The following is a 26,427-nucleotide window of genomic DNA, read 5'->3' on the forward strand; positions in this document are numbered from 1 at the left end:
TCAGACAAGCTTCCCGCGCTCGACTTGCATGTATTAGGCACGCCGCCAGCGTTCGTCCTGAGCCAAGATCAAACTCTCAATAAAGTTGACTTGCGCTCGCTTCTATAAGCTAGCTTGTTTCATGTTTAAAATCATACTGGTTGTTTTGTTCAGTTTTCAAAGATCAATGTCTTTTTGAAGCGACAAATAAATTATAGCAAATCGCTATATATCTGTCAATAACTTTTTGAACTCTTTTTAACGAGTCAACTTTTACAATGATACAGACTATTTTTAAAAAAGTCAATACCACATTTCAAATTTTATTATGGAATAATACAAATTAAAATATACATCGAAATTTTAATATTACACCATCAGATAATGTTAAAACCCGCTTCTGCAATTAGAAACGGGTTTTATATATGAGATTTATCGAAATTATACTATTTAATTCGCAACAATATTCACTAACTTACCAGGTACTACAATCACTTTACGCACCGTCTTTCCTTCGATACGTTCTTTAATAGCTTCTTGTTCTAGAGCTTTTTGTTCAATTTCGTCTTTGGTCGCATTTTTATCCACCATCATCTTCGCACGAACTTTTCCCATGATTTGAATAACGATCTCTACTTCATTTTCCACTAATTTAGATTCGTCATATTCTGGCCATTGCTCATACGCTAATGTGTCATTATGTCCAAGCAACTGCCAAATCTCCTCTGTTAAGTGCGGAGCTACAGGTGATAACAACTTCACAAAGCCTTCCACGTATACTTTAGGGATTTCCTCTACTTTATAAGCTTCATTAATAAATACCATCATTTGTGAGATACCTGTGTTGAATCGTAAATCCTCAAAGTTCTGCGTAACTACTTTTACGGTTTCATGATAAATTTTTTCTAAATCATCTGAACGATCTTCTTCCGTTACTTTATTAGATAATTGATGGTCATCTGTTACAAACAAACGCCAAACACGATCTAAAAATCGTCTTGCACCGTCTAAACCATTGGTACTCCATGCCACAGAAGCATCTAATGGCCCCATAAACATTTCATACAATCTTAATGTATCAGCACCATGTGTTTGGACAATCTCATCCGGGTTCACAACATTGCCTTTGGATTTACTCATCTTTTCATTATTTTCACCAAGAATCATACCTTGGTTAAACAGTTTTTGAAATGGCTCTTTTGTCGGTACAACACCGATATCGTATAAAAACTTGTGCCAAAATCGTGCATACAATAAGTGTAGTACAGCATGTTCAGCACCACCTATATAAACATCAACCGGTAACCATTCCTTTAACGTATCAAAGTCTGCAAGCTTCTCAGAATTATGTGGATCGACATAGCGCAAGAAATACCAACAGCTTCCTGCCCATTGTGGCATCGTATTTGTTTCACGACGACCTTTCATACCTGTCTCAGGATCCGTCACATTGACCCAATCTTCTATATTCGCAAGTGGAGACTCTCCTGTTCCAGAAGGTTTTATCTCAGCCGTTTTTGGGAGCACTAATGGTAACTCTTCTTCTGGAACAGCAGACATCGAGTCGTCTTCCCAATGGATAACCGGAATTGGCTCTCCCCAATAGCGTTGACGGCTGAATAACCAGTCTCGAAGGCGATAAGTTACTTTTCGCTCTCCTCTCTTATTATCCTCTAACCAATCAATTGCTTTAGCGATAGCATCTTCTTTATTTAATCCATTCAAAAAGTCGGAGTTAATGTGAGGACCATCACCCGTAAATGCTTCTTCTTCTATATTGCCACCTTCTAAAACAGGGATAATTTCAAGGTTGAATTGTTTCGCAAACTCATAGTCACGCTCATCATGTGCCGGAACCGCCATGATTGCACCGGAACCATATGACATTAACACATAGTCAGCAACCCAAATAGGTAGTTTTTTTCCGTTAATTGGATTAATTGCATAAGCTCCAGTAAAAACGCCTGTTTTATCTTTGGCTAGGTCTGTTCGCTCCAAGTCACTTTTTGTCTTTACGTTTTCTAAGTATGCATTGACCTCTTCCTGTTGCTCGGCTGTAACGACTTTATCCACTAACGGATGCTCTGGCGCGAACACAGCATAAGTAGCACCAAATAATGTATCTGGCCGGGTCGTAAAAACGGTAAAGGACTCATCATGAGCATCTATATCAAAAATGACTTCTGCACCTTCAGAACGGCCAATCCAGTTACGTTGCATGTCTTTAATACTTTCCGGCCAATCTAATTCATCTAAATCTTCCAATAGACGATCAGCATAAGCAGTGATTTTTAGCATCCATTGCTTCATTGGTTTTCGTTCAACCGGATGTCCGCCGCGCTCACTTTTTCCATCTATTACTTCTTCATTAGCTAACACTGTACCCAAGGCAGGGCACCAGTTAACCGGAACTTCATCAATATAGGCTAACCCTTTTTCATATAGCTTTAAGAAAATCCATTGCGTCCATTTATAATAATTTGGATCTGTTGTATTCACTTCACGATCCCAATCATAAGAGAAACCTAACTCCTGAATTTGTCGACGGAAGGTATTAATATTCTGTTCTGTAAAATCTGCAGGGTCATTTCCAGTATCCAACGCATATTGTTCAGCTGGCAGACCAAATGCATCCCAACCAATCGGATGTAATACTTCATATCCTTGCATTCGTTTCATTCTTGATAAGATATCAGTTGCTGTATAACCTTCCGGATGTCCAACGTGCAAACCGGCCCCAGATGGATAAGGGAACATATCTAACGCATAAAACTTATCCTTATCAGAACCTGTATTCGTTGCAAATGTTTTGTTTTCTATCCAATAATTGCGCCATTTTTCTTCAATTTGTTTATGATCAAATGACATATCTTCCTTCCTCCTTCGAACCATTATGTATATGCCGAACATATGTTCTTGAACGCAAAAAAATCTCCCTTATCCCAAAATGGGACGAGAGAGATTCCCGCGGTACCACCCAACATTAGTGTTAAGCTATTCATTAACACTCACTTAAAATCCTTAACGCGGATAACGACAAAAGCTACTACCATTGTTCACTTTTGTAACATCTGAGGCGAGTTCGTAACAGGATAGTAGTGACTTGCACCAACCGCCACCTCTCTTAGCCTAATCCTATAACTACTATTCCTCTTCATCGTCATATATGTTCTATTATACATAATCTGCTTTACTTTCTGATAGTTTAAAGAAATGTCTGAATTTTGTCAAGGAGTGTCCATCACCAGATATAAACCTTTGCTTCATAAGGATCTAAAACCATCTTTGCCGATAATTGCTTTCCTTCTACATTTGTTAATACTAGTTCAGGAGTATTTTCAAGGACATGTGTAGGAATGCTTACTTCCGCCTTTGAATCAAACAAGTTCGTAATAATAAATGCACCATGCTCATTTAACTTTCGCGTATACGCGTACACCTTATCATGATTAGCTAACTCAAGTTCATAACTACCATACACAAGAACTTCATATCGTTTTCGTGTCGCAATCATTCTTTTATAGTATTGTAAGATAGAATTCGGATTTCCTTGCTGGGCTGCCACATTTATTTCCTTATAGTTTGGATTGACTTTCAACCAAGGTGTTCCACTCGAAAAACCTGCATTTACCTCGTGATTCCATTGCATAGGCGTTCTGGAATTATCACGACCACTCTTCCAGATCTTTTTCATTATTTCTTCGTGTGACTTACCTGCCGCAATCTCGTTATCATACATATTTTTGATCGCGACATCGTTATAATCATCAATCGAATCAAAGCGCACATTAGTCATACCAATCTCTTGCCCTTGGTAAATAAAAGGTGTCCCATGCATAAAAAAGAACATAGTCGCTAAACATTTCGCCGATTGTTCACGATAGTTATCGTCATTCCCCCAAGTCGAAACCGAACGAGGCTGATCATGATTTTCTAAGAAAAGCGCATTCCATCCAACACCTTCCAACCCTTTTTGCCACTTCGTCAATGTTTGTTTTAAAGTGTGGATATCTAATTTCCCTTCTGCACTCATATTCCACAGACCTAAATGCTCAAATTGAAAAATCATATCAAAATATCCTTTTTCTTCACCAACCCATTGATCAGCATCCTCTATCGTTACACCATTCGCTTCACCAACTGTCATAATATCATAATGATGAATAGTCTCCTTCGCAAATTCTTTTAAAAACTTATCAATACCTGGTCGATTCATATGGCCGTCGAAGGAAGGTACATATTTCTTGTTATCAGGGTTTGGCAGATCAGGAAACCCTGGCACTTTTTTAATATGAGATATCGCATCTACCCTAAACCCATCTATTCCTTTATCTAACCACCAATTCACCATGTCATAAAGGTCCTGTCGCACATCTGGATTTTCCCAGTTTAAATCAGGTTGTTTAGTAGAAAAAACATGCATATAATATTCTTTTGTCTTCTCGTCATATTCCCAGGCAGATCCGCCAAAGATTGATTCCCAATTGTTCGGCTCTTTGCCATCTCTGCCTGGATGCCAAATATAATAGTCGCGATACGGATTATCTTTTGATGAACGAGACTCAATAAACCATTCATGCTCATCTGAGGTGTGATTAATAACTAAATCCATGATTAATTTCATATTACGACTATGTACTTCTTCCAGAAGCAGATCGAAATCTTCCATTGTCCCGAAATCATCCATAATCTTTTGATAGTCACTGATATCGTAGCCGTTATCATCATTAGGTGACTCATAAATAGGACTGATCCAAACTACATCAATACCTAAATCTTTTAGATAATCGAGCTTTGCAATAACACCTTGTAAATCTCCGACTCCATCTCCGTTTGAATCCATAAAACTACGTGGGTAAATTTGATATGCTACTGCCTCTTTCCACCATTTTCTGTTCACAAAATAACCCCCTTAAGTGCCTTCACCTTAGCTCTGAGGAGACACTTGAATCTCTCTATAACTTGCGCAAGCGATTGCATACATATAATATTATCATTTATTGTTTTTATGTCAATAGTATTTATCGAATTAGAAAGTTCATTATACAGATAAAGCAATCGATTGCACCTCGTAAAAAAATTGCTTCCCGTATGGAGAATCATTTATTGAGCGGACATTTAGTGCGTTATTTACCTAAAAATCACACATTTTTCAATGTTAACGGACATTGAATCCCTTATTTGGTTCATTTCAGGTTAGATTAACACTATTTTCGATGAATAACGGAACAGATGTCCACTGCTTCGTCAAAAACGGCATTTATGTCACAAATAACGGAACAAATGTCCACTCCCAAAGACGCTCAGTTCTTATGACTTTACGACTTCTCTAACATTCATTATGAAATACTTGAACAGCTTGACCACCGCTCTGGTTGACGACTTGCACTAGCTAGCTTTCAAAATGGCAACTCCATATGTGTAGCTATTCTTGCTTCTTAAAATACACGTGTTGAATCACCTTTTCCTATCATACTTGCTTATAAAAGTTGTGATACCAATGGTTATATACTTTCCTTTCAAGTAAAAAAGAGTACCCAATGGATACTCTTTTACGCTTTTTGCTTTTCTTTATCTTTTTTGATCTGTTTACTACGAAGCTGTCCACATGCTGCATCAATATCTGTACCATGTTCAACACGGACACCACAGTTGATGCCATTTTCCAATAATACTTGATAGAAATCTAAAATTGCTTTTTTCTCACTTCGATCATATTGATTGTGTTCATCAACAGGATTATATGGAATTAAATTGACATAGGACAAATGACGTTTGTCTTTTAACAAAGACACTAATTGTTCTGCTTCTTTTTTATGATCATTGACATCTTTAAGTAAAATATATTCAAAAGTAATGCGGCGGTTAGTTTTTTCTAAATAATAATCGATTGCCGGCATTAATTTCTCTAATGGAAAAGCTTTATTAATTTTCATAATTTTTGTTCGCAATTCATTATTAGGAGCGTGTAGCGAAAGTGCCAAGTTCACTTGTAAATTCTCATCAGCAAAATCATAAATACGTTTAGCTAATCCACTTGTAGAAACAGTAATATGTCTTGCACCAATAGAAAGCCCTTCCTGGTCATTTACAATTCGTAAAAAATCCATCGTGTTATCATAATTATCAAATGGTTCACCGATCCCCATGACGACAATATGACTTACCCGTTCATCTTTCCCTTTAGCATCCAAGTGTTTTTGCACATTCATAATTTGTTCAACGATTTCGCCGGCAGATAGATCTCGATTCTTCGTTAATAAACCACTGGCACAAAACGAACAGCCAATATTACATCCGACTTGTGTCGTCACACAAACTGAATAACCATAACTAAATTTCATTAACACTGTTTCAATTAAATTACCATCGGAAAGCTTAAACAAGAACTTGATCGTTCCATCTTTCGATTCCTGTTTAATTTCCTGTTCTAATGTACCTAAATGGAAGTTTTCCTCTAATACTAGTTGACAATCTTTATTTAAATTATACATTTCTGCAAATGTATTCACTCTTTTTTTATACAACCAATTCCAAACTTGTTTGGCGCGGAATTTCTTTTGACCATGTTCTATTAACCATTCTTGCAGTTGATCAAATGTCAATGAATAAATCGAGCTTTTCATCTAAATCCCTCATTTCCATAATAGCTCTAGTTTCCATCATTACATCATACTAAATTTCCGTAACAATAACAAGGTCATTTTTGTCTGACAAGATCCATGTAAAGGTGGACGATAAGTAATAAAATGCCAAATCCCCATGTAATCCACGCCGGAAAAATAAATACATGGGAAATATTTTTCAGGAAAGGTATCGCTAGTGCCTCAGATAACTGATAAGTAGATGTTGTATACATCGCAAGCGGGAACACCATTCCCCACATCTGATAATCATAATTAATCGGAAACCGATGGACAATATAACGCCAATACATCAAGATAACTAACAATGGAATCCACCATGTTCCTGTTACCCAGAAAAACAATGTGAAACCTTTAATAAATGACACGAATTGCTCAACAAAAGGTGAACCGACTGCATTGATAATAATCAAGGAACCTGCAAGTGTTGTTATGGCGACTGCTCCCATATTAATCCAATAAGGAGGTGTTAAGGAAGCATGCTTTAAATGCAAAAAAGTAAAACGATAAAATATTAACGTTATAATACTTAAATACAACATACAACCTAATAAAAACATAGATAGTGTAAAAAAATTGATAAATCCAATTAATACTTGATTTTCATAAAACGGGATCAATAACACCCCTAATATAGCAACCGATTGGGTAGCAACGGTCGCAATTAACCATGCTCCATTAATCCCTTCTGCCAGTGTTGGTTTATCATCTCTAATTGTAACTGCAGTAAAAAAAGCATACATAATAACAACCCATAAAGCGATGGAACACATCCACAAAATAACTGCAACACTGTACATTTCCTCAAGAATAACAAGCTGACTGCCAAAAACATTAGTTCCTGCTACCAAAGTAAAGAAACCAGGCCCCTTTAAATGACTTGTTAAATCTTCTTTGACGTTTCTAAAATAAAAGATGACCCTAACAATAGTTAGGATAGTTATTACTGTATAAAAAATAATATTACAAAATAAAAGCATCTGACTTATTTTTATAAAGCCAAGCAAATGTGAAGCAATCGATAATGCACCTGTTGCCATAACTAATGCAAAATATCCGGTAAATAAATGTTTAATCTTTTCTTTTAAAACTGACATTTCGTCAACTCCTTAAAACTAATGGATACTTATTGTCTGATAAATTCCCCCTCCTTACGTGATAAACATCACTGCTCAAGAATGGACAGCACATTACAATAAAACGAAAAGGGTAAAGGGATGAATGTATAATGCAACGACAAAATCATGCTGTCCAAAAAGGTTCCTACATTACACAATTGTTAAAAAATATTGGGGTGGACACCATTTTTGGCTCTGTATTTCAGTCATTATTGTTAAAGCATGACAAAGATATCGTACACCAACAATTAACACATGAGCAATCGATTATTCATGCAGCAGATGGTTACGCTCGTGCTACCGGCAAAACCGGTGTTGCCTTTATTACAACGGATTTCGGGATAACCAATGCAATAACCGGGATAGCAACAGCTCAATTAGATAGCGTACCACTTTTAGTCTTTATTCAAAATACAAATACACAAGATGAGTGCCTGGACATTGAAACAATGACCAAACCTATAAGTAAACATTACTTCCAAATCGAACACCCAGAAGATTTTCCATCTTTCATTAGGGCTGCAGAACAAATTGCAAGTACTGGAAGGAAAGGTACAGTTATTATCGTACTGTCTAATCAATTAATAGAACAGCTTGATACACAACCGATTCATCCTCGAGAGCTCTACACTACCGAGAAGGCATTTTCAATCCCCCCTCTACCACAACTTAATAAAGCAGTCCAACTAATTAAAAGTGCTGAAAGACCACTTTTATTAATTGGTGGTGGTGTGATTAGTTCGGGATCCAATCATATTCTCGAAAGGTTTATCAATCAAACAAACATTCCTTTTACAAGCACATTAATGGGATTAGGTGCCATTGACGTGAATCATCCACTGCACTTAGGAATGGTAGGTATGCATGGGACCTACGCTGCTAATCGTGCCGTACATCGTTGTGATTTACTTATTTGCTTAGGGGTACGCTTTAGTGATCGAATTACAGGGAAAGCGAAGGGTTTTTCACCTCATTCACTTAAAATCCAAGTAGATATCGATCCAGCTGAAGTGAACAAAAACATTCATGTTGATATTCCTATTATTAGTGATATTAAACCTGTTCTAACTGCTTTCACAAATCAATTAAACAGCTCTAATTGCAACGATTGGCTTAACGAAGTGTCGAACTGGAACAAAAATTCACCACAGTTTTCAGCTTCTACCAGCAAATTAAAACCCGATGATATTATTCGAATAATAGACCAATATGCTGGTAAAAATACTATCGTAGCCACTGATGTCGGTCAGCATCAAATGTGGACCGCATTGCATTATCCATTCCGCCGTCCGCGTCAATTATTAACCTCTGGCGGCTTTGGAACAATGGGCTACGGACTACCAGCTGCGATTGGCGCCGCACTAGGCAAAAAAGAGCAAACTGTTATATGTTTCACTGGTGATGGCAGTATTCAAATGAATATTCAGGAGCTCTACCATGTCGCACATCATAACCTAAACATAAAAGTAATTATATTACGAAATGGTTATTTAGGTATGGTGCGGCAATGGCAGCAACTATTTTATAAAAACAAATATTCTCAGGTGAAAATTAGCTCTCCTGATTTTCTTACCTTTGCAGAAAGTTTTGGTGTCAAAGGGTACCGTGCATCGAATAAAACAGAAGCAGAAGCAATCATTAGACAAGCTTTTGCGTCAAAGCAGCCGGCAGTTTTAGACTTTCTTATTGAAGAAGAAGTGAATGTCTATCCGATTGTGCCACCTGGTGGAAATAATACAGATGCCATACAAGGCCCTGAACAAAATCAGCGAAAAAAGTAAAAACGAAAATATTTCAACATTAACTTGCAATTTCGATTTTATCTTGCTATAATTGCCTTAGCTATTTTGTTCGATGACACCTTCAAGTATCGTAACGTAAAGTTTTCGTTTTGAGGCAAGAGCAAGAATAGTAATACAATTGTGTGAACGGTTCACACTAGGAGGAAAAGAAATATGGTACAAGGTACAGTAAAATGGTTTAACGCAGACAAAGGTTTTGGATTTATCGAAGTAGAAGGACAAGACGACGTATTCGTACACTTCTCTGCTATCCAAGGCGAAGGCTTTAAAACACTTGAAGAAGGTCAAAGCGTAACTTTCGATATCGAAGAAGGTAACCGTGGACCACAAGCAGCTAACGTAGTAAAAAACTAATTTAGCGCTTAACAGAAAAACCGCTTATGCTTTTTAGCATAAGCGGTTTTTTTATCATGAAATGAACTCCTTTAGTATCACTACATGATTATACTGCTGCTCTTTCGCAGCAAACACTAATGTAATGTTATGCTCATACTCCTGGTCATAAGTACGCAATTGATCTAATGCTTCCTGTTTTTCTGCATCATGTTTTAATTCTTTTTGATATAACTGCTTAAACCGCTCAAATTTAGCAGGATCATGGTCAAACCATTTTCTTAACTTAGGTGAAGGTCCAACTTCTTTTAACCACACATCTATCTGTGCTCTTTCTTTTGAAATCCCGCGAGGCCAAACACGGTCAACAAGAATCCGAAAACCATCTTCATGACTCGCTTCATCATATATACGCTTTAGTTGAATGGAAATCACCCCCAGGCAAATTATTAGACCTTTGCTCCTTTTGAGCGTATCATTTCTTACATGCTCAAGTAAAACAAGGAGTGATCACATGGGAAAAGCATTCTCCAATGTTAAATTTTCGATATTAGACTTAGCACCTGTCTTACATGGACATGATGCTACATTATCTTTTCAAAATAGTGCCGATTTAGCACAGCACGTGGAAAAATTGGGATATCACCGCTACTGGTTGGCGGAACATCATAATATGCCTGGTATTGCAAGTTCAGCTACATCACTCGTAATTAGTCATATAGCTAGCCACACCGAGAAAATCCGTGTAGGTGCTGGAGGCATTATGCTTCCCAATCATGCACCATTAGTTATTGCCGAACAATTTGGAACTCTCGATGCATTATATCCGGATAGGATTGATTTAGGGTTAGGACGAGCACCCGGCAGTGACCAAGCAACTGCTCATGCTTTAAGACGGACGTTAAACAGTAGCCCGGAAGATTTTCCAAGTCAGGTAGAAGAATTAGAAGCCTATTTTGCAGGTGCGGCTCGGGTAAAAGCAGTACCTGGCCAAGGAGCAAATGTGCCGTTATGGCTACTGGGCTCAAGTGACTTCAGTGCTCGACTTGCCGCTGAAAGAGGACTACCATTTGCATTCGCAAGCCATTTTTCACCTGATTATACATTACCAGCATTACGATTGTATCGAGATCGTTTCACACCATCAAATCAACTAAGCAAACCACAAGCCATGGTTGGTGTAAACATTATAGCTGCTGAAACGACTGAAAAGGCAAAATGGTTAGCAACATCTCAACAACAGCAATTCTTGTCCATGATACGCGGAAAACCATCTCAACTGATGCCACCTATTGATGATATTGATCAAGAGTGGACAATTTATGAAAAAGCATCAGTAGAAAAATCTGTAAATAGCAAATCAACTATTGTGGGAGATAAAGATGTAGTAAGGGAAAAATTAGCTGCATTTATTGAAGAAACAGAAGCAGATGAAGTGATAATTAATTCTCAAATTTATGATCATGAAGAACGCAAAAAATCTTATCAAATCGTTTCAGATCTTGTTCACGTATAATAACGATAAAGTGCACTACACACGTACCCTTGACTAAAAGGACGTGTGTAGTGCTTTTTCATACTTATCCTCTTTCTATTGGTAACCATGCTAGCACTTCTTGGATCTTTACATCCCAGTATCCCCACTCATGAGCTCCCTCTGAGAAAGTATGTACTAGCGGAAGATTATTCGCTTCAGCAAATTGAAAAAATTTCTGGTTGTCCTCCCACAGGAAATCCTCTGTTCCACACGCTTGGAATAATTGTGGTAACTGTTGTTCATTCTTTAGCAAATTGTTTATAACAAAAAATAAATCATGTTCTGTCCCCTGGAGATCTTGCTCCCCATATACATGAAATAGTGCATTACCAATGGGATCATCTTGCTCACGCTCTTTTACAATGTGTGTGGCAATATCCAATACACCTGACAAACTTGCTGCTGCAGCAAATTGTTCCGGTTTACGCAATGCCCACTTAAAAGCACCATAACCTCCCATTGATAAACCGGCTACAAAATTATCTTCTCTTTTTGCTGATAACGGAAAAAAGGATCGAGCAATTCGTGGCAGATCTTCAGAAATGAAGGTCCAGTACTTTTTGCCGTACTGCATATCTGTATAAAAGCTATGATCGACTTGAGGCATAACCACTGCAATTCCATATTCCGCTGCATACCTTTCGATCGAAGTCCGTCTCGTCCAGATTGTATGATCATCACTAAAACCGTGTAACAAATACAAAACTGGGACCTTTCCGTCTGACCGATTATTTTTAAGCCCAATTTGTGTCGTGGTCTCTTCGGGTAAAATCACCGTCATCGATGTACTAATCGTTAATACTTCTGAGAAAAAGTCGCAATGGATTAGTGCCATATTAATTCCTCCCTACAAAAGTGCGCCATAAATGACATTACGGATTCTTGGTTGATGATAAAACTCAAAGTTTGGCAGCATTTGCTGCATATAAACCGCCGAAAGTTTTTCTTTTGGATCAATAAATACATATGTACCTGCCAAACCTGACCAACCAAACTCACCGATGGAACTATTACTTCCTCCTCTAGTCTGATCGATCATCACTCGTACACCTAAGCCATAACCATAACCATTTTGATCATTCCAGCCTAACTCTGGCAACAACTCATCTGGTAAATGATTTTGTGCCATTAACTCAATCGTATGCTTACTTAGAATCGTTACATGATTGATGGTTCCACCTAATGCTAAGCAGTGAGCAAATTTTTGATAGTCTTCCAAAGTAGAATGAAGCCCTGCGCCACCACTCTCAAAAACAGCGATCGGTTCCGCATAACTATCTAATTTTGTATTCTTTACTAGTTCACCAGCTTCTTTTCGATCATATAAAGTTGCTAATCGATGTTTCTTAGCAAGCGGGACGTTAAAGAAAGTATCCTGCATACCTAACGGCTGAAAAATGTTTTCAGCTAAGTATGCTCCAAATGATTGACCACTTACCTCTTCAATTAATGCACCTAGCACATCATGACTAAGTCCATATTTCCAATGGGTTCCTGGATGAAACTCTAATGGATTTTCACTCAATTTTTTTGTTAACAATCGCAGTTTTGATACATTTAAAGAACGTTCTTCATCGCGAACCTCTGCCATCACTTGACTGGTCATTCTCTCTACCTCTGTATGTTCCCCGCCATAGGTTAATCCAGAAGTCATCGTAAACAAATCCTTAACCGTTATTTCCCGATTTGCTGGTACAAGCTGGCCATTTTCTAACACCTGCATATTCTGAAATTCTGGTAAATAGGCGGAAAGTGGATCTGTCAGCAAAATCTTTCCTTGTTCCATTAATTGTAATCCTGCTACACACGTAATTACTTTAGACATGGAATAAATACGATAAATCGTCTTGCTATTTATCTCTTTTTGTTTTGACAAGTCTGCATATCCAAAATAATTTTCATAGATTGATTGCTGATCTTTTTGGACAGATAAAGCTACACCTGCTGGTCCGTTATTTAAAAACCCTTGTAATAAATCGTCTAACCGATTCTGTAGCATTGCCATTCCCTCCTTGTGTTATCGCTTTCTTTATTTTATCATATATGTTCCTCATTTGCTTTTTTCATACATGTTTGCTAATTTCTGATACAATAGAAACAGCTTATAAAAAAGGACGGACGCATATGTCAGAAAAACAGACGAATCGGCCACTCGTTCTTGTTTCACTTGTTTTATCGATGTTCATGGCAGCAATAGAAGGTACAATTGTAGCGACGGCAATGCCTAATATTGTTGCTGACTTGGGTGGTTTTTCTTTATACAGTTGGGTTTTTTCTAGTTTTTTATTAATGCAGGCTGTCACAACGATGATCTATGGAAAACTTGCAGATCTCTTTGGCAGAAAGCCTATCTTTATTATCGGTGTTGTGATCTTTTTAATCGGATCGATTCTTTGTGGACTTGCTCCAACTATGGGGGTATTAATTGTATGCCGCTTAATTCAAGGACTTGGTGCTGGTGCGATTCAGCCGATTGTCACTACTATTGTAGGCGATATGTATACCGTTGAGGAAAGGGCAAAAGTTCAAGGGTATTTAGCTAGTGTGTGGGGTATATCGTCTGTAATTGGTCCATTACTCGGAGGAATTATCGTTCAATTTATCGATTGGGCATGGATTTTCTGGATGAATGTACCAATAGGGATAATCGGGTTGATTGGTGTCATCGTCTTTTTCCACGAAAAAGTCGATACAGAAAAAAAATCGGTTGATTATTTAGGATCCGGTCTATTTTTTATCGCAATCTCTTGTCTTATCATCGTTTTCGTACAAGCAGGAACGAATTGGGCATGGACATCCTTTGAAACGATTAGTTTATTGCTTATTTTTATAATTTGTATGGCAATTTTTATATGGCAAGAAAAAAAGGCGACATCACCGATGATGCCACTAGCCCTATGGAAAAATAAATTAATTGTCATTGCCAATATTGCAACATTGCTTTCCGGTATGATTATACTTGGGCTTTCTAGTTTTCTTCCTACCTATGTCCAAGGCGTTATGGGGGAATCTGCTATTGTTGCTGGTTTCACCTTAAGTACTTTATCGATAGGTTGGCCGATTTCGGCTACCCTTGCAGGACACCTTGTCTTAAGAATAGGGTTCCGCAAGACAGCATTCGCCGGTGGTTTTGCCTTATTTCTCGGGACCTTCCTATTCTTTTTATTAGATGCAGATAAAGGACCAATCTATGCTGGAATCAGTTCATTTGTCGTTGGTGTTGGGATGGGACTATCTTCAACAACATTTATTGTATCGATCCAGAATACGGTGTCGTGGTTTGAAAGAGGGGTCGCAACCTCGTTAAACATGTTCATGCGAATTATTGGCAGTGCAGTCGGAGCGTCACTTCTAGGTGGAATATTGAACATGCGGTTACATCACTTTTACCAACAAAGAGGTGAAGAACTTGAAGTTGCCAGTACAGATATGTTGTTAGATGAAGGAATGAGAGAAACCATTTCTCCTGAAACAATGGCATCGATGCAAGATGGTTTAACCTATGCTTTACACACTGTATATACGGGATTATTTATGATCGGGACGTTAACCTTTGTTATTTTATGGTTCTTTCCAAAAGTTTCAATAAATAAGCAAAGTAAAACTTGAATGGTGTAGATTTTCCTACCAGTTATACTACTGCTCATGCAACTGGAATAGAAAGTTATTCATATTCCAGTTGCTAAAAACTTTTTTTAATACTTCGCCATCTCACTAAAACGCTTTGTATAGTGTTTTTAAAAAGTCCCAAATACGCTCGGACAATCCGCTTCGGTTGGGTTATAAAAACAGTGGCTCTTAAAACGTCCTACATTCCATTGGCCAAACCATTGTTCTGGACAAGTCCCTTGCGGCATAAAGAACCATAAAGAATTACTTGCCGGATGATTGCGTTCCCCATTGATTGACCTTCGAGCTAAACGGATTTCTTTATCTCTTGCTCGTTGATAAAAATACCCTTTTTGTGTTGCTTCAAAGCCTCCTGGACTTTGATATACCATTCGTTCTATCGAATTAATATCTTCAAAATCTAAACAGCGAGCTCTCACCCGATTCACACCTACATTCCCCACCATTAGCATGCCAAGCTGACCGTCACCTTCTGCTTCTGCTCTCATTAATCGTGCTAATAATCTCACATCTGCATCATTTGCTTTTATTACAGCCATTCACATACCTCCTCTATTCCCTTTATATTCATTCCTTTAAAAATGATGAATGTCCCAATCCTTCCTTGCAATGTAATCCCTTTCATTATGTGGTATACTTGATTTAGGAGGTGCTTATTCATGATATTAAGTAACTTTATTCTACACAAGGATATCTTATTAATTCACGCTGATATTAATGGAAATGACTATATATTTACTGTGAAGTGGAAAACGATCAAAAATAAAAAAGGCGGAGAATGGGAATTGAAATCCTATCTTAACAATTCTAATGGAAAAAAAGACTTGTCAGAAGAACAGCTGCAACAATTTATAGACCGAATCAATCCACAATGGGACTGGGAAAAAGACCAAGAACAAATTATGAATGTGATCAACAATGACTAGTTATCATGATAACTAGTCATTGTTCTTTACATATAAGCTTCTGTTGATTCCTTATACCATTTAATTTGCTCCTGTAAACGAACTACTTCTCCGATTACAATTAGGGAAGGGTTGCTGATTTCACCTAACCTACCTGATATCGTCTCTAAATCGGCAACAATCGTCTTTTGATGTGGAAGGGTTCCCCAATGTATAATAGAGACAGGAGTGGTCTTACTTAATCCTGCACTTTTTAATTTCTCACAGATAATCGGAAATTTCTTTATTCCCATATAAAAACACAACGTATCAGCTCCATTGGCAATATGCTGCCATTGTTCATCTGTTTTCGCTTCTGGATTGGAACCATTAATAAAACTCACTGATCCGCTGATATGACGATGAGTGAGCGGAATACCAGCATATGCTGCAGCACTTATTCCAGAAGTAATTCCTGGTACGACTTCATATTCAATCTGATTTTCTTCAAGATGAATGGCTTCTTCTCCACCTCTGCCGAAAATAAAAGGATCTCCACCTTTTAATCTGGTTACAACTTTTCCATTAGAGGCATAATAAATAAGTTGTTCATTTATTTTTTCTTGAATCAACCCATGCTTGCGTGGTTCTTTCCCACAGAAAATCAATTCTGCTTGGCCTTTGGCGTGATGTAATAATGATGGGTTTACCAATCGATCATACAGGATGACATCAGCTTCTTGTATAGCACGCAACCCCTTTACGGTAATTAATTCTTCATCTCCTGGTCCTGCTCCCACTAAGTAAACTTTCCCCATGTTGATCCCATCCTTTTTTTGTATTAGCTTTTGTTGGTTTTTCTCGATATCTGACTAAAATATAAGTAGCAATAATGGCTAATGCTAACAGTATCACTTGATCAAAACTTTGATGAACCATTATTTCTGTTAAGCCAAAGGCAATCACTAATGATACGATTGGCGATGTAATCCATACTTTCGCTATTTGATGGATAATTTTTTGTTTCCAAACTTCTTTAAATTGTTTGCTGGCATTTATCCCGACTATCGCCGAAGTAGTTACCTGGGTCATCGGTATTGGAATACCTAATAAGGAGGCAACTACTACCAAACCTCCTGTTGCACCGGAAATCACAATACCATTTCCTAAAGTCAGTGAGGTAATCTTTTTGGCATTGGTTTCTAATACTCTGCCACCAAACAAAATACTACCTAATGCTACAATGAGCGCCATCAAAGGTAAACCCATTTCCATAGAAGTAATCCCTGCGCCTACTAACGGTCCTAATGCATTTGCTACATTATTCATACCAGCAGCTATCGCTTCGATTATACCAGTTAACAGTAATAAAAAAGTTAAAAGCTTTACTGGTGGCCGATAATTTATTTTATTATTTATTTTTATTCTGATTTTTTCAAGACACAGTGTGATTAAAAAAGCCGCAACTGGTATAATGATCCAAAAAGCTATAATGAGTAATACCATTTGAAGATTCAGTTGTTGATAACTGAGGCCAACTCCAATGATAGCTCCCACTGTTACCTCGCTCGTGGATAACGGAATTCCAATATAATTCGTAATTAACAATGTAAAACCCGAAACAACTAAAATAATACAAGCAATTCTTACATCTAAAATTTCTTCGGAAATGATACCTTTTCCAAGCGTATTCGTAACATGCTGACCTCCAAGTATAGCACCCGTAACGGCACCTGCTCCCGCGATGATTAACGCGTACTTACGTTGCTTGATTACTTTAGTGCCGTACGTAATACTCATGCTAGCTGCTGAACCGCTCGCTCCAATATTAAAGGCAAATAGACAAGCAGCTAATATCGCGATGATTGCTAACATCTCAGATCCCAACTTTCACCACTACAATAAAGTGGAATTATTTTTAGTATAAATATCCTATCCCAATAGGAAAACTTGGTTTATAAATATAGAAAACTCCTACTTGACGATAAAGTAGGAGTTTTCCTCTTATCTGCCAAGTAATACCTGCTGGAAGTAGCACAGTGCTTTTTAGCCTGTTGCTGAGAATTCGCCGGGCCAGTTCCCTCCTTCTCTCTTGATAAGATCATATGTTATTTTCATTTTTTTCCACTGTTGATAATGTACATACTATAAGCCATTCTTTCATAATTGTCAATGGATTCCATATAAATATTTTTTAAGATTTACCTTGTAATTATTTCCTTAATGTTGTATGATGTTTGTATTATATTTCCATAAATACAATATCTTATCGAGAGAGGTCTAGGGACTGGCCCGATGACACCTCAGCAACCAGCAATGCAATTGTATGGTGCTAAATCCAGACGGTATATTACCAAAGATAAGAGAATGCAACCTTAATCAAGGAGGTCTTCTACTTATCGAAGACCTCTTTTTTATTTTAGAAAGGATGGAGCAAAATGAACAATATCGAAACAACCCTTGCGCAAATAGGTAATCGGAAAGATCCGCGAACTGGTGCAGTAGAAGCACCTATTTATTTATCAACTGCATACCAACACCCATCACTGGGACAGTCAACTGGTTATGATTACACACGGACAGCAAATCCTACTCGGGAAATTGTAGAAGATGCGATTGCAACATTAGAAAAAGGTGCAAAAGGATACGCCTGTTCGTCAGGTATGGCTGCCATCCAACTAGTCTTCTCCTTATTCAAGCAAGATGATGAAATAATTGTAACCGAAGATATTTATGGTGGAAGTTATCGGTTGTTTCAGCATTTTCAGGAATCTTATAACATCAAACCAGTATATGCAGATGTAGAAGAAATGGAGCAGTATATTAGCCCAAGAACGAAAGCTATTTTCATAGAAACACCAACTAACCCGCTTTTAATGGAAATTAATATCGAGAAATTAGCTACACTGGCAAAGAAGCATCAATTACTCTTTATTGTTGACAACACCTTTTACACGCCCTATTTACAACAGCCCTTAACACAAGGGGCAGATATTGTAATTCATTCCGCTACTAAGTATTTAGGTGGACATAATGATGTACTCGCCGGACTAGTCGTAGTAAAGGATGTTACATTAGGCGAGCAATTAACCTATCTCCACAATGCCATTGGTGCCGTACTTTCACCACTGGATACAATGCTTTTAATAAGAGGGATGAAAACATTGTCACTTCGTTTAGAGAAGCAACAACAAAACGCCAGACAATTGGCTGCATTTTTAAAAGAACTACCCTTGGTCGAGGAAGTTCTATACCCTGGTAAAGGGGCTATGATTAGTTTTCGAGTACAGGATAAATCGTTAGTTTCTCCGTTTCTAGAAAAATTAAAAATTATATCATTTGCAGAAAGTTTAGGAGGAGTAGAAAGCTTTATTACCTACCCAGCAACCCAAACCCACGCAGATATTCCAAAAGAAGAACGGGAGAGACGGGGAATTAGTGATACATTACTTCGATTTTCTGTTGGGATTGAAGCTGTGGAAGATTTGAAACAAGATATCCAACAAGCATTAGGAGGGAAATAAGATGGGATATTCAAAAGAAACAACACTTGCGCATGGCGGAAATCAGCAAGGCTATCAGGAAAAACATACAGGTGCGGTTAACCCGCCAATTTATGTATCATCCACTTATCATCAGCAGCAATTCAATGAATTTGGTGATTATGATTATAGTCGTTCAGGTAATCCTACACGTGACCAATTAGAAGCTGCGATTGCCAAATTAGAGAATGGGACAGCAGGATTTGCTTTTTCCTCTGGTATGGCCGCGATATCGTCGGCATTTATGCTGTTACAAGCTGGCGATCACATCGTCATTACGAAAGATGTTTACGGCGGTACTTTTCGTTTTGTCACGCAATTATTAACGCAATTTTCGATAGAACATACTTTTGTTGATATGACAAATCCTGCAGAAATAGAAGCAGCTATTCAATCAAATACAAAGGTTATTTACGTGGAAACGCCAGCAAACCCATTATTACAAATTACCGATATTAGTAAAGTGGTTCAACTTGCCAAGAAATACAAATGTTTAACGTATTTAGACAATACCTTTATGACCCCTCTGCACCAACAACCACTAGAACTAGGTGTTGATATCGTCTTACATAGCGCTACCAAATTTTTATCTGGTCACAGTGATATTGTTGCCGGTTTAGCAGTTACCAAAAATGAAGAACTGGCCGCTAAACTGAAGTTTGTCCAAAACACCTATGGTGCGATTCTTGGCGCAAAAGATTGCTATCAATTATTACAAGGTATGAAAACGTTGGAACCGAGATTTTCCAGAAGTGTAGCATCAGCAATAAAGCTAGCTGAATATTTCGATTCCCATGATGAAATTGAACATGTCTATTATCCAGGTTTACAACATCATCCCGGTTCTTCCATTCACACCAAACAGTCTTCTAGCCCAGGTGCCGTATTATCTTTTGTAATAAAGGATCATGTCGATGCCAAAAGTTTTGTAGAACAATTATCTATTCCTGTGTTCGCAGTTAGCCTTGGTGCAGTCGAGTCGATTTTATCTCACCCGGCTACCATGTCCCATGCTGCAATGCCAGCGGAAGAAAGAGAAGCTAGAGGTATTAGTGAACGACTATTCCGTTTATCTGTTGGGATTGAAAATGTAGAAGATCTTATCGCTGACTTTAAACATGCTTTAACAGTGAAAGCAGGGGTATTCTAATTGAATATCTTCTACTCTATTCATGTTTAACTAATTCGATATAGTTATAGGAAGCATTTGTTGAGTGGACATTTAGTGCGTTATTTGACGCACTAACACCCTTTTTTTTGGAGTTGGCGGACATTTAATCCCTTATTCGGTTCATTTTAATTTCAATGAATAGCGGAATAGATGTCCACTCAGCACCTGAATTACTGGAAGGCAATCTATGTTTAGAAGATGTTTCGTAGATTATGTTATAAGGTAATGCTTATACCTTTTAGATTCAATGGAAAAAAGACTTCCTTAAACCCTGCTTCACTCTTATTTGCTTATTTGTTGCTAATCTATTAACCGATCAGAAGCCGAATCGCTCCCAAAGCAGCAAATGTTAATACTAATATTTGAAATACTTTTTGCGGCATGATTTTGATAATTCTTACTCCTATCCATGCTCCGATGAGTATAGCAGGAATAAGCCATAAATTGAATGCTATCGACTCGACTGTAATAATGCCTAAAGAAATATAGAATGGCACCTTGATAACATTCACAAATAAGAAAAACCAAGCACCTGTGCCGACAAATTCTCGCTTTGGTAATCCTTTGACAAGTAAATATATTGCCATTACTCCGCCAGCAGCATTACCAATCATTGTAGCAAATCCTGCTAAAGCACCCATACTAAAAGTAAAAAACTTTGATTTTGGTAAAAGTTTTACGAAGCGTTCTCCTAATTTCTCTCTACTAATATGTAATAAAATGAGTGCTAATATTAAGATACCAATCATTGGTTTTAACTGTTCACTTGTGACAATATCTAATACTAGGTAGCCTAGTACAATCCCTACTAATACCCATGGTACTAGGTAAAATAAATAACGCCAAACAACATTTCTGCGATAGTAAATTACAGCAAACAAATCACCGACGATTAGTAAAGGTAATAATATACCTACAGATTCACGAGCAGGGAAGATCATCATAAAAATAGTAACCACCAAAATTCCCATACTCGCTACTCCAGCTTTGGCAAAACCTATTAATAAAGCCGAAAATATGATAATTATCCATTCGAATATAGTTAACTCAAAAATGATAAACACCTCATTCTATGTTTACGTTGCAGTGAGAAATAAAAAACCTTCATGACCATTAGCCAATCTTACTTATTAGGAATATCCTTCCACCTTAAATAACGATAATCTGTTTCATTAGCTTTAGCAGTCTTTTGTTTTAAAGCTTCCAAGTCATCATAAACCGTAACAATTCTCCCTTGAAAAGCTTGTAATTGATCGTCTATCATTTTTTCTACCCAACTAGGGGCACAATCAGGTGAAACGTCTACATTATCTTCAAAAAGCTTTTCCACATTGGCTAAATATTTCTTTCCCTCTTTACTTGTTCGCTGATATTTTGTCATGTCCGTATCATTTAAACCAGGATCAAGTGCATAAACTTCAACACTGGTTTCTTGTAATTCCTCTGCTAGATTTTCCGTAAACCTCGCAATGGCTGTTTTAGATGTGCCATAACCATTTCCATGTGGAAAGGCATTAAGTGTGCCTCCTCCAACAATATTAATGATTTTACCTGCTTGTTGTTCCAACATGAATGGAATAACTGCTGAAGCACAATGATAGGTTCCTATAAGATTAGTTTCGATATCTTGTTTAAATAAGTCCGAAGATACTTCCCACGTTGGACCTATTGCCTGAAAAGAACCGGCATTATTAACCCACACGTCTATTTGTCCAAACGTATCAATGACATACTTTAAAGTGGTTTTCACATCATCTAAATCTGTTACATCCATAGCAACCATTCGGTGGTCTCCCGAATATTGTAACAACTCATCTCGAACTGCTTTTAATTGCCGTTCATTTCTTCCGGAGCCAATGACGATAAATTCTCGTTCAGCAAAATAATGAGCCATGTTTCGGCCGATGCCCCTTGTTGCACCAGTAATAAAAATCACTTTTTGATTCATATCATCACCCCTTATGTATATCATATTATAATAGATGAATAGTTTAGACTAGACTATCAGATTGACAATTACCCAAATTAAGATAAAACTGATAATCATCGTAATATTGGACGCGGTACCGACAAGCCGTTGATTATAGCCAAACATGATCGCATATGGTAATACAGATGCAGGTGTTGGTAATATAAAACCGATCAATAACGTAAATTTAAACATATCCTCTACCGGTAACCACAGGTAACATGCAAAGCCAGCAATCAGACCAATCCCATACTTGGTAAATAAAAACTTCGCAATAAGTTTTCCGTACCCTTTTGCAAAAGAAAAATTTAAGTACAATCCTAGTAGTAGTAGTGATAGCGGCATATTAGCTCCAGAGATTACACTTGTTACATCTAAAACTATATCAGGTAATTCAAAACCGATAATATTGATCAAACACATAATTAGATAGGTTTGTAGCGGAATCGATTTCGATAATTTAACGATAATCGACCTTGTCTCCAGCATCCCAGCACTACCTGCATATACACCGGCAATAATATAGCTTAGTCCAAATACAATAAATGCATTACCGACATCAAACATGCCAAAATATTTTAACCCATCAAAACCAAATAAACCTTCTACAAGTGGATAGGCAAATAATCCGATGTTTAAACCTGGGACCATCATACCGAATGTACCTTTAATATCTTTCGGATGATTACGAAATACCATTAGAGCAAGTATGGCATTGATCACTCCGTATATAAAAGCAATAACCACCAAATAAAATAAGGAAGCTGAAAAGTCAACATCACTAAATGTTACGATAATTAAACATGGTAATGTTAAATTAAAGACTATCCTTGCTATTCCTTCGCCATCCTTTTCTTTAACAAGGTTAAATCGCTTTAAGACATAGCCAATTGCAATAATAACAATTGAGATTAGAAATTGTTCATTAAATCCATTCATTTTACTGTAACTCCCTGTTGTCTCGTTTCTTCTCACCCCTTCTACTATATCACATAGTGCAACAATTCGTATTTATCTTAATCTTTTGACAGAAATATCCCCTAGATGTACCATAAATTATGGAAATAGTTTAAAAATTCTAAAAGGGGGACTAGTTTTCTCTTCCAAGAGAAACTAACATGATATGACGGAGACATGGTATTTTATAGACACAAAGAAACAAACACCAGCTTATAATATGGCAGTCGACGAGTGCTTACTTCAATGGCACAGCGAAAACAAAATACCGCCTACTATTCGCTTTTATGAATGGTTGCCAGCAGGATTGTCAATCGGATATTTTCAGAAAACAGTCAATAAGATTGATTTGGATGCAGTCCGAAATAGTGGTATAGAACTTGTCAGACGGCTAACTGGTGGTCGTGCTGTTTTACACGATCAGGAATTAACCTACAGTGTGATCGTAACCGAGGCGCATCCTAAAATGCCTAAGTCCATTAAAGAAGCCTATATGGTACTGTCAAAAGGCCTGCTAGAAGGATTCCATAGCTTAGGTATTGATGCATCCTTTGCTATACCTGAGGGTAAGTTAAATACAACACAGTCTGCTGTCTGTTTTGAAGAACCTTCATGGTATGAACTGGTAGTCGATCAAAAAAAGGCTGCGGGCAGTGCTCAAACAAGAAAGCAAGGGGTTATTTTACAGCATGGCTCGATCCCGTTATCAGTCGACAATGATAAACTGTATGATTTGTTTATTTACCGAAATGAAAGGGTAAAACAGAGAGCACGGGATGCCTTTAATGATAAGGCAATATCTATCGAGCAAGCAGCGAATAGAAAGGTCACATTGGAAGAAGTGAAAGATGCCTTTAAGAAAGGGTTTGAAAAAGGGTTAGACATTGAATTACAGGAATTTCAATTTACGAAGGAACAAGAACAGGAAATCAATGAACTGATGGAAAGCAAATATTTGAGTGATGATTGGAACTTTACTAGATAGGAGCGATACACAATGGCAAAAGAACAAGAACACCTTCGCAAACCGGAATGGCTAAAAATTAAAATTAATACTAACAAATCATATAATCGTCTAAAACACTTAATGCGTGATAAACGGTTAAATACTGTATGTGAAGAAGCAAAATGCCCGAATATCCATGAATGCTGGAGCGAGAGAAAAACAGCTACCTTTATGATTCTCGGTGATACTTGTACTAGAGGCTGCCGCTTCTGCGCTGTTAAAACCGGTTTACCGAATGAATTGGACTGGGGCGAACCGAAGAGAGTTGCTGAATCTGTGGAGATCATGGGCTTAAAGCATGTTGTTGTCACAGCTGTTGCACGAGATGATCTAAAAGATGGTGGAGCGGCAGTATTTGCCGAAACGGTGAGACAAATTCGCGAAAGAGTACCAGGTTGTACCATTGAGATTTTACCTTCTGATATGAAAGGTGATTATGAAAGCTTACATACCTTAATGGATAGTGGTCCAGATATTTTTAATCATAACATTGAAACAGTGAGAAGACTGACAAAAAAAGTACGCGCCATTGCAATGTATGACCGTTCCCTTGAATTGTTACGTCGTGTAAAGGAAATTGCCCCCAATACACCAACTAAATCAAGTATTATGGTCGGACTTGGTGAAACAAAAGAGGAACTTATTGAGGCAATGGATGATTTACGTGCCAACAATGTGGACATTGTAACAATTGGTCAATACTTACAGCCTACTAAAAAACATTTGAATGTGGAACGTTATTATCATCCAGACGAATTTAATGAATTAAAACAAATAGCCTTATCAAAAGGTTTTAAACATTGTGAAGCAGGACCTTTAGTTCGTTCATCCTACCACGCTGATGAACAAGTAAATCAATCTGCTGCTCAACGTCGTATTAAGTATATGAAGGGCTATGAAGAAACAAGTGGCGAAGAACTAAAGAACTTTACTTTTTAATTCAAGGGAGACTGAAGATGACCAACTACAAAGCTCTTTTTTTAGATATTGATGGGACTATTCTACGTCGTGATCATACAATTGAGGATACGACTAAGCTTGCTGTAAAACAAGCACAAGGTAAAGGAATTGAAGTATTCCTTGCTACTGGACGTCCTCTCCATGAAGTAGATGATATCGCTGATGAATTAGGAGTAGATTCCTTTATAGGTTATAACGGAGCATATGCGATTTATGATGGGAAGACAATAGTTGACGAACCAATATCTGGCTCTGTGATTGATCAATTTTTAGATGTCGCTAAACAAAATGAACATGAAATGATTCTTTATACCAATGAATTAAATTTAGTGACATCAGAATCAAAGCAAGTGGTAAAAGATTTCATCGATTATTTCGATTTAAAAAATCACCAAGCATATGAAGCTATCTATCGAGAGCAAATATTAGGGATTACGCTGATGGATGTTCGACCTGATGAACCAGCTCTTTATGAGGTGAAACAAGAGGACATTTATTTTTCACAAGTAAATGTAACAGGCTTAGAGCATTGTTATGATATGATCAGGGAGAATGTCAACAAAGGGCAAGCTATTCAAAAAGTGCTCAAAGAGCTCGATATACCCGCTGAAGCAACAATTGCCTTTGGCGATGGGATGAACGATAAGCAAATGCTACAATATGTCGGTGAAAGCTTTGCGATGGCAAATGCTACACCAGAAGTGTTTCAATATGCTAAACATCGCACCACTTCCGTAGAAGAATCTGGTATCTATAACGGTTTGAAGCAATTAGGAATTGTTAACTAAACAACTCTTCCTTATTAACATTAGATACTTACTGCGGAAAATCTGTTTAGTTGTAAAGCTAATAGAACGGCGCTTCCAGGGATATACCTTGCTGTTCCGAGGATATC

General features: G+C 37.5%; 23 protein-coding genes, 1 rRNA gene, 2 riboswitches and 1 other annotated feature. Of the genes, 10 read left to right on the plus strand and 14 right to left on the minus strand.

Translation table 11 applies throughout. The features are described 5' to 3' along the window. The 5 genes from D569_RS0120765 to D569_RS0120790 form a co-directional block, all read right to left on the minus strand. Positions 1–84 (minus strand): 16S ribosomal RNA (locus tag D569_RS0120765); the annotation flags it as partial. A 345-nt stretch (positions 85–429) separates the two neighbouring features. Further along, positions 430–2,847, minus strand: a complete 2,418-nt coding sequence (gene leuS, locus D569_RS0120770) for a leucine--tRNA ligase (protein ID WP_018934363.1) — start codon at positions 2,845–2,847, stop codon at positions 430–432. A 77-nt stretch (positions 2,848–2,924) separates the two neighbouring features. Then, positions 2,925–3,146: a binding site (T-box leader), on the minus strand. Between the two features lie 74 nt (positions 3,147–3,220). Then, entirely contained in the window at positions 3,221–4,879 is a 1,659-nt protein-coding gene (locus tag D569_RS0120775) for a glycoside hydrolase family 13 protein (protein ID WP_018934364.1), read from the minus strand. Between the two features lie 652 nt (positions 4,880–5,531). Then, positions 5,532–6,605: a dual-specificity RNA methyltransferase RlmN gene (gene rlmN, locus D569_RS0120785; RefSeq protein ID WP_018934366.1), complete on the minus strand. Its 1,074-nt coding sequence runs from the start codon at positions 6,603–6,605 to the stop codon at positions 5,532–5,534. Between the two features lie 74 nt (positions 6,606–6,679). After that, entirely contained in the window at positions 6,680–7,720 is a 1,041-nt protein-coding gene (locus D569_RS0120790; RefSeq protein WP_018934367.1) for a tellurite resistance/C4-dicarboxylate transporter family protein, read from the minus strand. Between the two features lie 131 nt (positions 7,721–7,851). Between D569_RS0120790 and ilvB the strand changes: the two genes are divergently transcribed. Next, complete coding sequence (gene ilvB / locus D569_RS0120795) at positions 7,852–9,522, plus strand: biosynthetic-type acetolactate synthase large subunit (RefSeq protein WP_018934368.1); 1,671 nt, start codon at positions 7,852–7,854, stop codon at positions 9,520–9,522. A 174-nt stretch (positions 9,523–9,696) separates the two neighbouring features. Further along, positions 9,697–9,897, plus strand: coding sequence for a cold-shock protein (locus D569_RS0120800; protein ID WP_018934369.1), 201 nt, complete (start codon positions 9,697–9,699; stop codon positions 9,895–9,897). A 54-nt stretch (positions 9,898–9,951) separates the two neighbouring features. Here D569_RS0120800 and D569_RS0120805 read toward each other — a convergent pair whose 3' ends face one another. Beyond that, complete coding sequence (locus D569_RS0120805; RefSeq protein WP_026287415.1) at positions 9,952–10,308, minus strand: DUF488 domain-containing protein; 357 nt, start codon at positions 10,306–10,308, stop codon at positions 9,952–9,954. Between the two features lie 82 nt (positions 10,309–10,390). Between D569_RS0120805 and D569_RS0120810 the strand changes: the two genes are divergently transcribed. Then, on the plus strand, positions 10,391–11,392 hold the full coding sequence (locus D569_RS0120810; RefSeq protein WP_018934371.1) for an LLM class flavin-dependent oxidoreductase: 1,002 nt from the start codon (positions 10,391–10,393) through the stop codon (positions 11,390–11,392). 64 nt (positions 11,393–11,456) lie between these two features. Here D569_RS0120810 and D569_RS0120815 read toward each other — a convergent pair whose 3' ends face one another. Together D569_RS0120815 and D569_RS0120820 are read right to left on the minus strand one after the other, a co-directional pair. Further along, a complete protein-coding gene (locus D569_RS0120815; RefSeq protein WP_018934372.1) occupies positions 11,457–12,248 on the minus strand; it encodes an alpha/beta hydrolase in 792 nt (263 codons plus the stop codon). Between the two features lie 12 nt (positions 12,249–12,260). Further along, complete coding sequence (locus D569_RS0120820) at positions 12,261–13,412, minus strand: serine hydrolase domain-containing protein (RefSeq protein ID WP_018934373.1); 1,152 nt, start codon at positions 13,410–13,412, stop codon at positions 12,261–12,263. 125 nt (positions 13,413–13,537) lie between these two features. Here D569_RS0120820 and D569_RS0120825 point away from each other — a divergent pair, with 125 nt between their 5' ends. Beyond that, complete coding sequence (locus tag D569_RS0120825; protein ID WP_018934374.1) at positions 13,538–15,022, plus strand: MDR family MFS transporter; 1,485 nt, start codon at positions 13,538–13,540, stop codon at positions 15,020–15,022. 128 nt (positions 15,023–15,150) lie between these two features. Here D569_RS0120825 and D569_RS0120830 read toward each other — a convergent pair whose 3' ends face one another. Beyond that, the gene (locus D569_RS0120830) at positions 15,151–15,582 is read right to left on the minus strand and encodes a cell wall hydrolase (protein ID WP_018934375.1); all 432 of its coding nucleotides are present in this window, start codon (positions 15,580–15,582) and stop codon (positions 15,151–15,153) included. Positions 15,583–15,702: 120 nt separating this feature from the next. Between D569_RS0120830 and D569_RS0120835 the strand changes: the two genes are divergently transcribed. After that, positions 15,703–15,969, plus strand: a complete 267-nt coding sequence (locus tag D569_RS0120835; protein WP_018934376.1) for a hypothetical protein — start codon at positions 15,703–15,705, stop codon at positions 15,967–15,969. Between the two features lie 26 nt (positions 15,970–15,995). Here D569_RS0120835 and cobA read toward each other — a convergent pair whose 3' ends face one another. Together cobA and D569_RS0120845 are read right to left on the minus strand one after the other, a co-directional pair. Beyond that, positions 15,996–16,745, minus strand: coding sequence for a uroporphyrinogen-III C-methyltransferase (gene cobA, locus D569_RS0120840; protein WP_018934377.1), 750 nt, complete (start codon positions 16,743–16,745; stop codon positions 15,996–15,998). Then, positions 16,705–17,802, minus strand: coding sequence for an inorganic phosphate transporter (locus tag D569_RS0120845; protein ID WP_033405310.1), 1,098 nt, complete (start codon positions 17,800–17,802; stop codon positions 16,705–16,707). The genes cobA and D569_RS0120845 overlap by 41 nt, the downstream gene beginning before the upstream one ends. 126 nt (positions 17,803–17,928) lie before the next feature. Continuing rightward, positions 17,929–18,029, minus strand: a riboswitch (SAM riboswitch). Between the two features lie 161 nt (positions 18,030–18,190). Further along, positions 18,191–18,293: riboswitch (SAM riboswitch) on the plus strand. A gap of 72 nt (positions 18,294–18,365) precedes the next feature. Here D569_RS0120845 and D569_RS0120850 point away from each other — a divergent pair. Further along, complete coding sequence (locus D569_RS0120850) at positions 18,366–19,451, plus strand: methionine biosynthesis PLP-dependent protein (RefSeq protein WP_018934379.1); 1,086 nt, start codon at positions 18,366–18,368, stop codon at positions 19,449–19,451. A gap of 1 nt (position 19,452) precedes the next feature. Then, complete coding sequence (locus tag D569_RS0120855; RefSeq protein WP_018934380.1) at positions 19,453–20,619, plus strand: aminotransferase class V-fold PLP-dependent enzyme; 1,167 nt, start codon at positions 19,453–19,455, stop codon at positions 20,617–20,619. Between the two features lie 329 nt (positions 20,620–20,948). Here D569_RS0120855 and D569_RS0120860 read toward each other — a convergent pair whose 3' ends face one another. The 3 genes from D569_RS0120860 to D569_RS0120870 are packed head-to-tail and all read right to left on the minus strand — an operon-like array spanning position 20,949 to position 23,548. Then, a complete protein-coding gene (locus D569_RS0120860; RefSeq protein ID WP_281169081.1) occupies positions 20,949–21,704 on the minus strand; it encodes a sulfite exporter TauE/SafE family protein in 756 nt (251 codons plus the stop codon). Between the two features lie 59 nt (positions 21,705–21,763). Beyond that, positions 21,764–22,588, minus strand: coding sequence for an SDR family NAD(P)-dependent oxidoreductase (locus tag D569_RS23250; protein ID WP_018934382.1), 825 nt, complete (start codon positions 22,586–22,588; stop codon positions 21,764–21,766). Between the two features lie 48 nt (positions 22,589–22,636). Then, positions 22,637–23,548, minus strand: a complete 912-nt coding sequence (locus D569_RS0120870; RefSeq protein ID WP_018934383.1) for an AEC family transporter — start codon at positions 23,546–23,548, stop codon at positions 22,637–22,639. Positions 23,549–23,732: 184 nt separating this feature from the next. Between D569_RS0120870 and D569_RS0120875 the strand changes: the two genes are divergently transcribed. The 3 genes from D569_RS0120875 to D569_RS0120885 are packed head-to-tail and all read left to right on the plus strand — an operon-like array spanning position 23,733 to position 26,320. Further along, the gene (locus D569_RS0120875) at positions 23,733–24,551 is read left to right on the plus strand and encodes a lipoate--protein ligase family protein (protein WP_018934384.1); all 819 of its coding nucleotides are present in this window, start codon (positions 23,733–23,735) and stop codon (positions 24,549–24,551) included. Positions 24,552–24,563: 12 nt separating this feature from the next. Next, positions 24,564–25,511 (plus strand): lipoyl synthase, encoded by a 948-nt coding sequence (gene lipA, locus D569_RS0120880; protein ID WP_018934385.1) that lies wholly within the window; start codon positions 24,564–24,566, stop codon positions 25,509–25,511. A gap of 17 nt (positions 25,512–25,528) precedes the next feature. Next, positions 25,529–26,320: a Cof-type HAD-IIB family hydrolase gene (locus D569_RS0120885; RefSeq protein ID WP_018934386.1), complete on the plus strand. Its 792-nt coding sequence runs from the start codon at positions 25,529–25,531 to the stop codon at positions 26,318–26,320. Positions 26,321–26,427 lie beyond the last annotated feature (107 nt).

Source organism: Gracilibacillus lacisalsi DSM 19029, from assembly GCF_000377765.1.
In the GTDB taxonomy this organism is placed as follows: Bacteria; Bacillota; Bacilli; order Bacillales; family Amphibacillaceae; genus Gracilibacillus; species Gracilibacillus lacisalsi.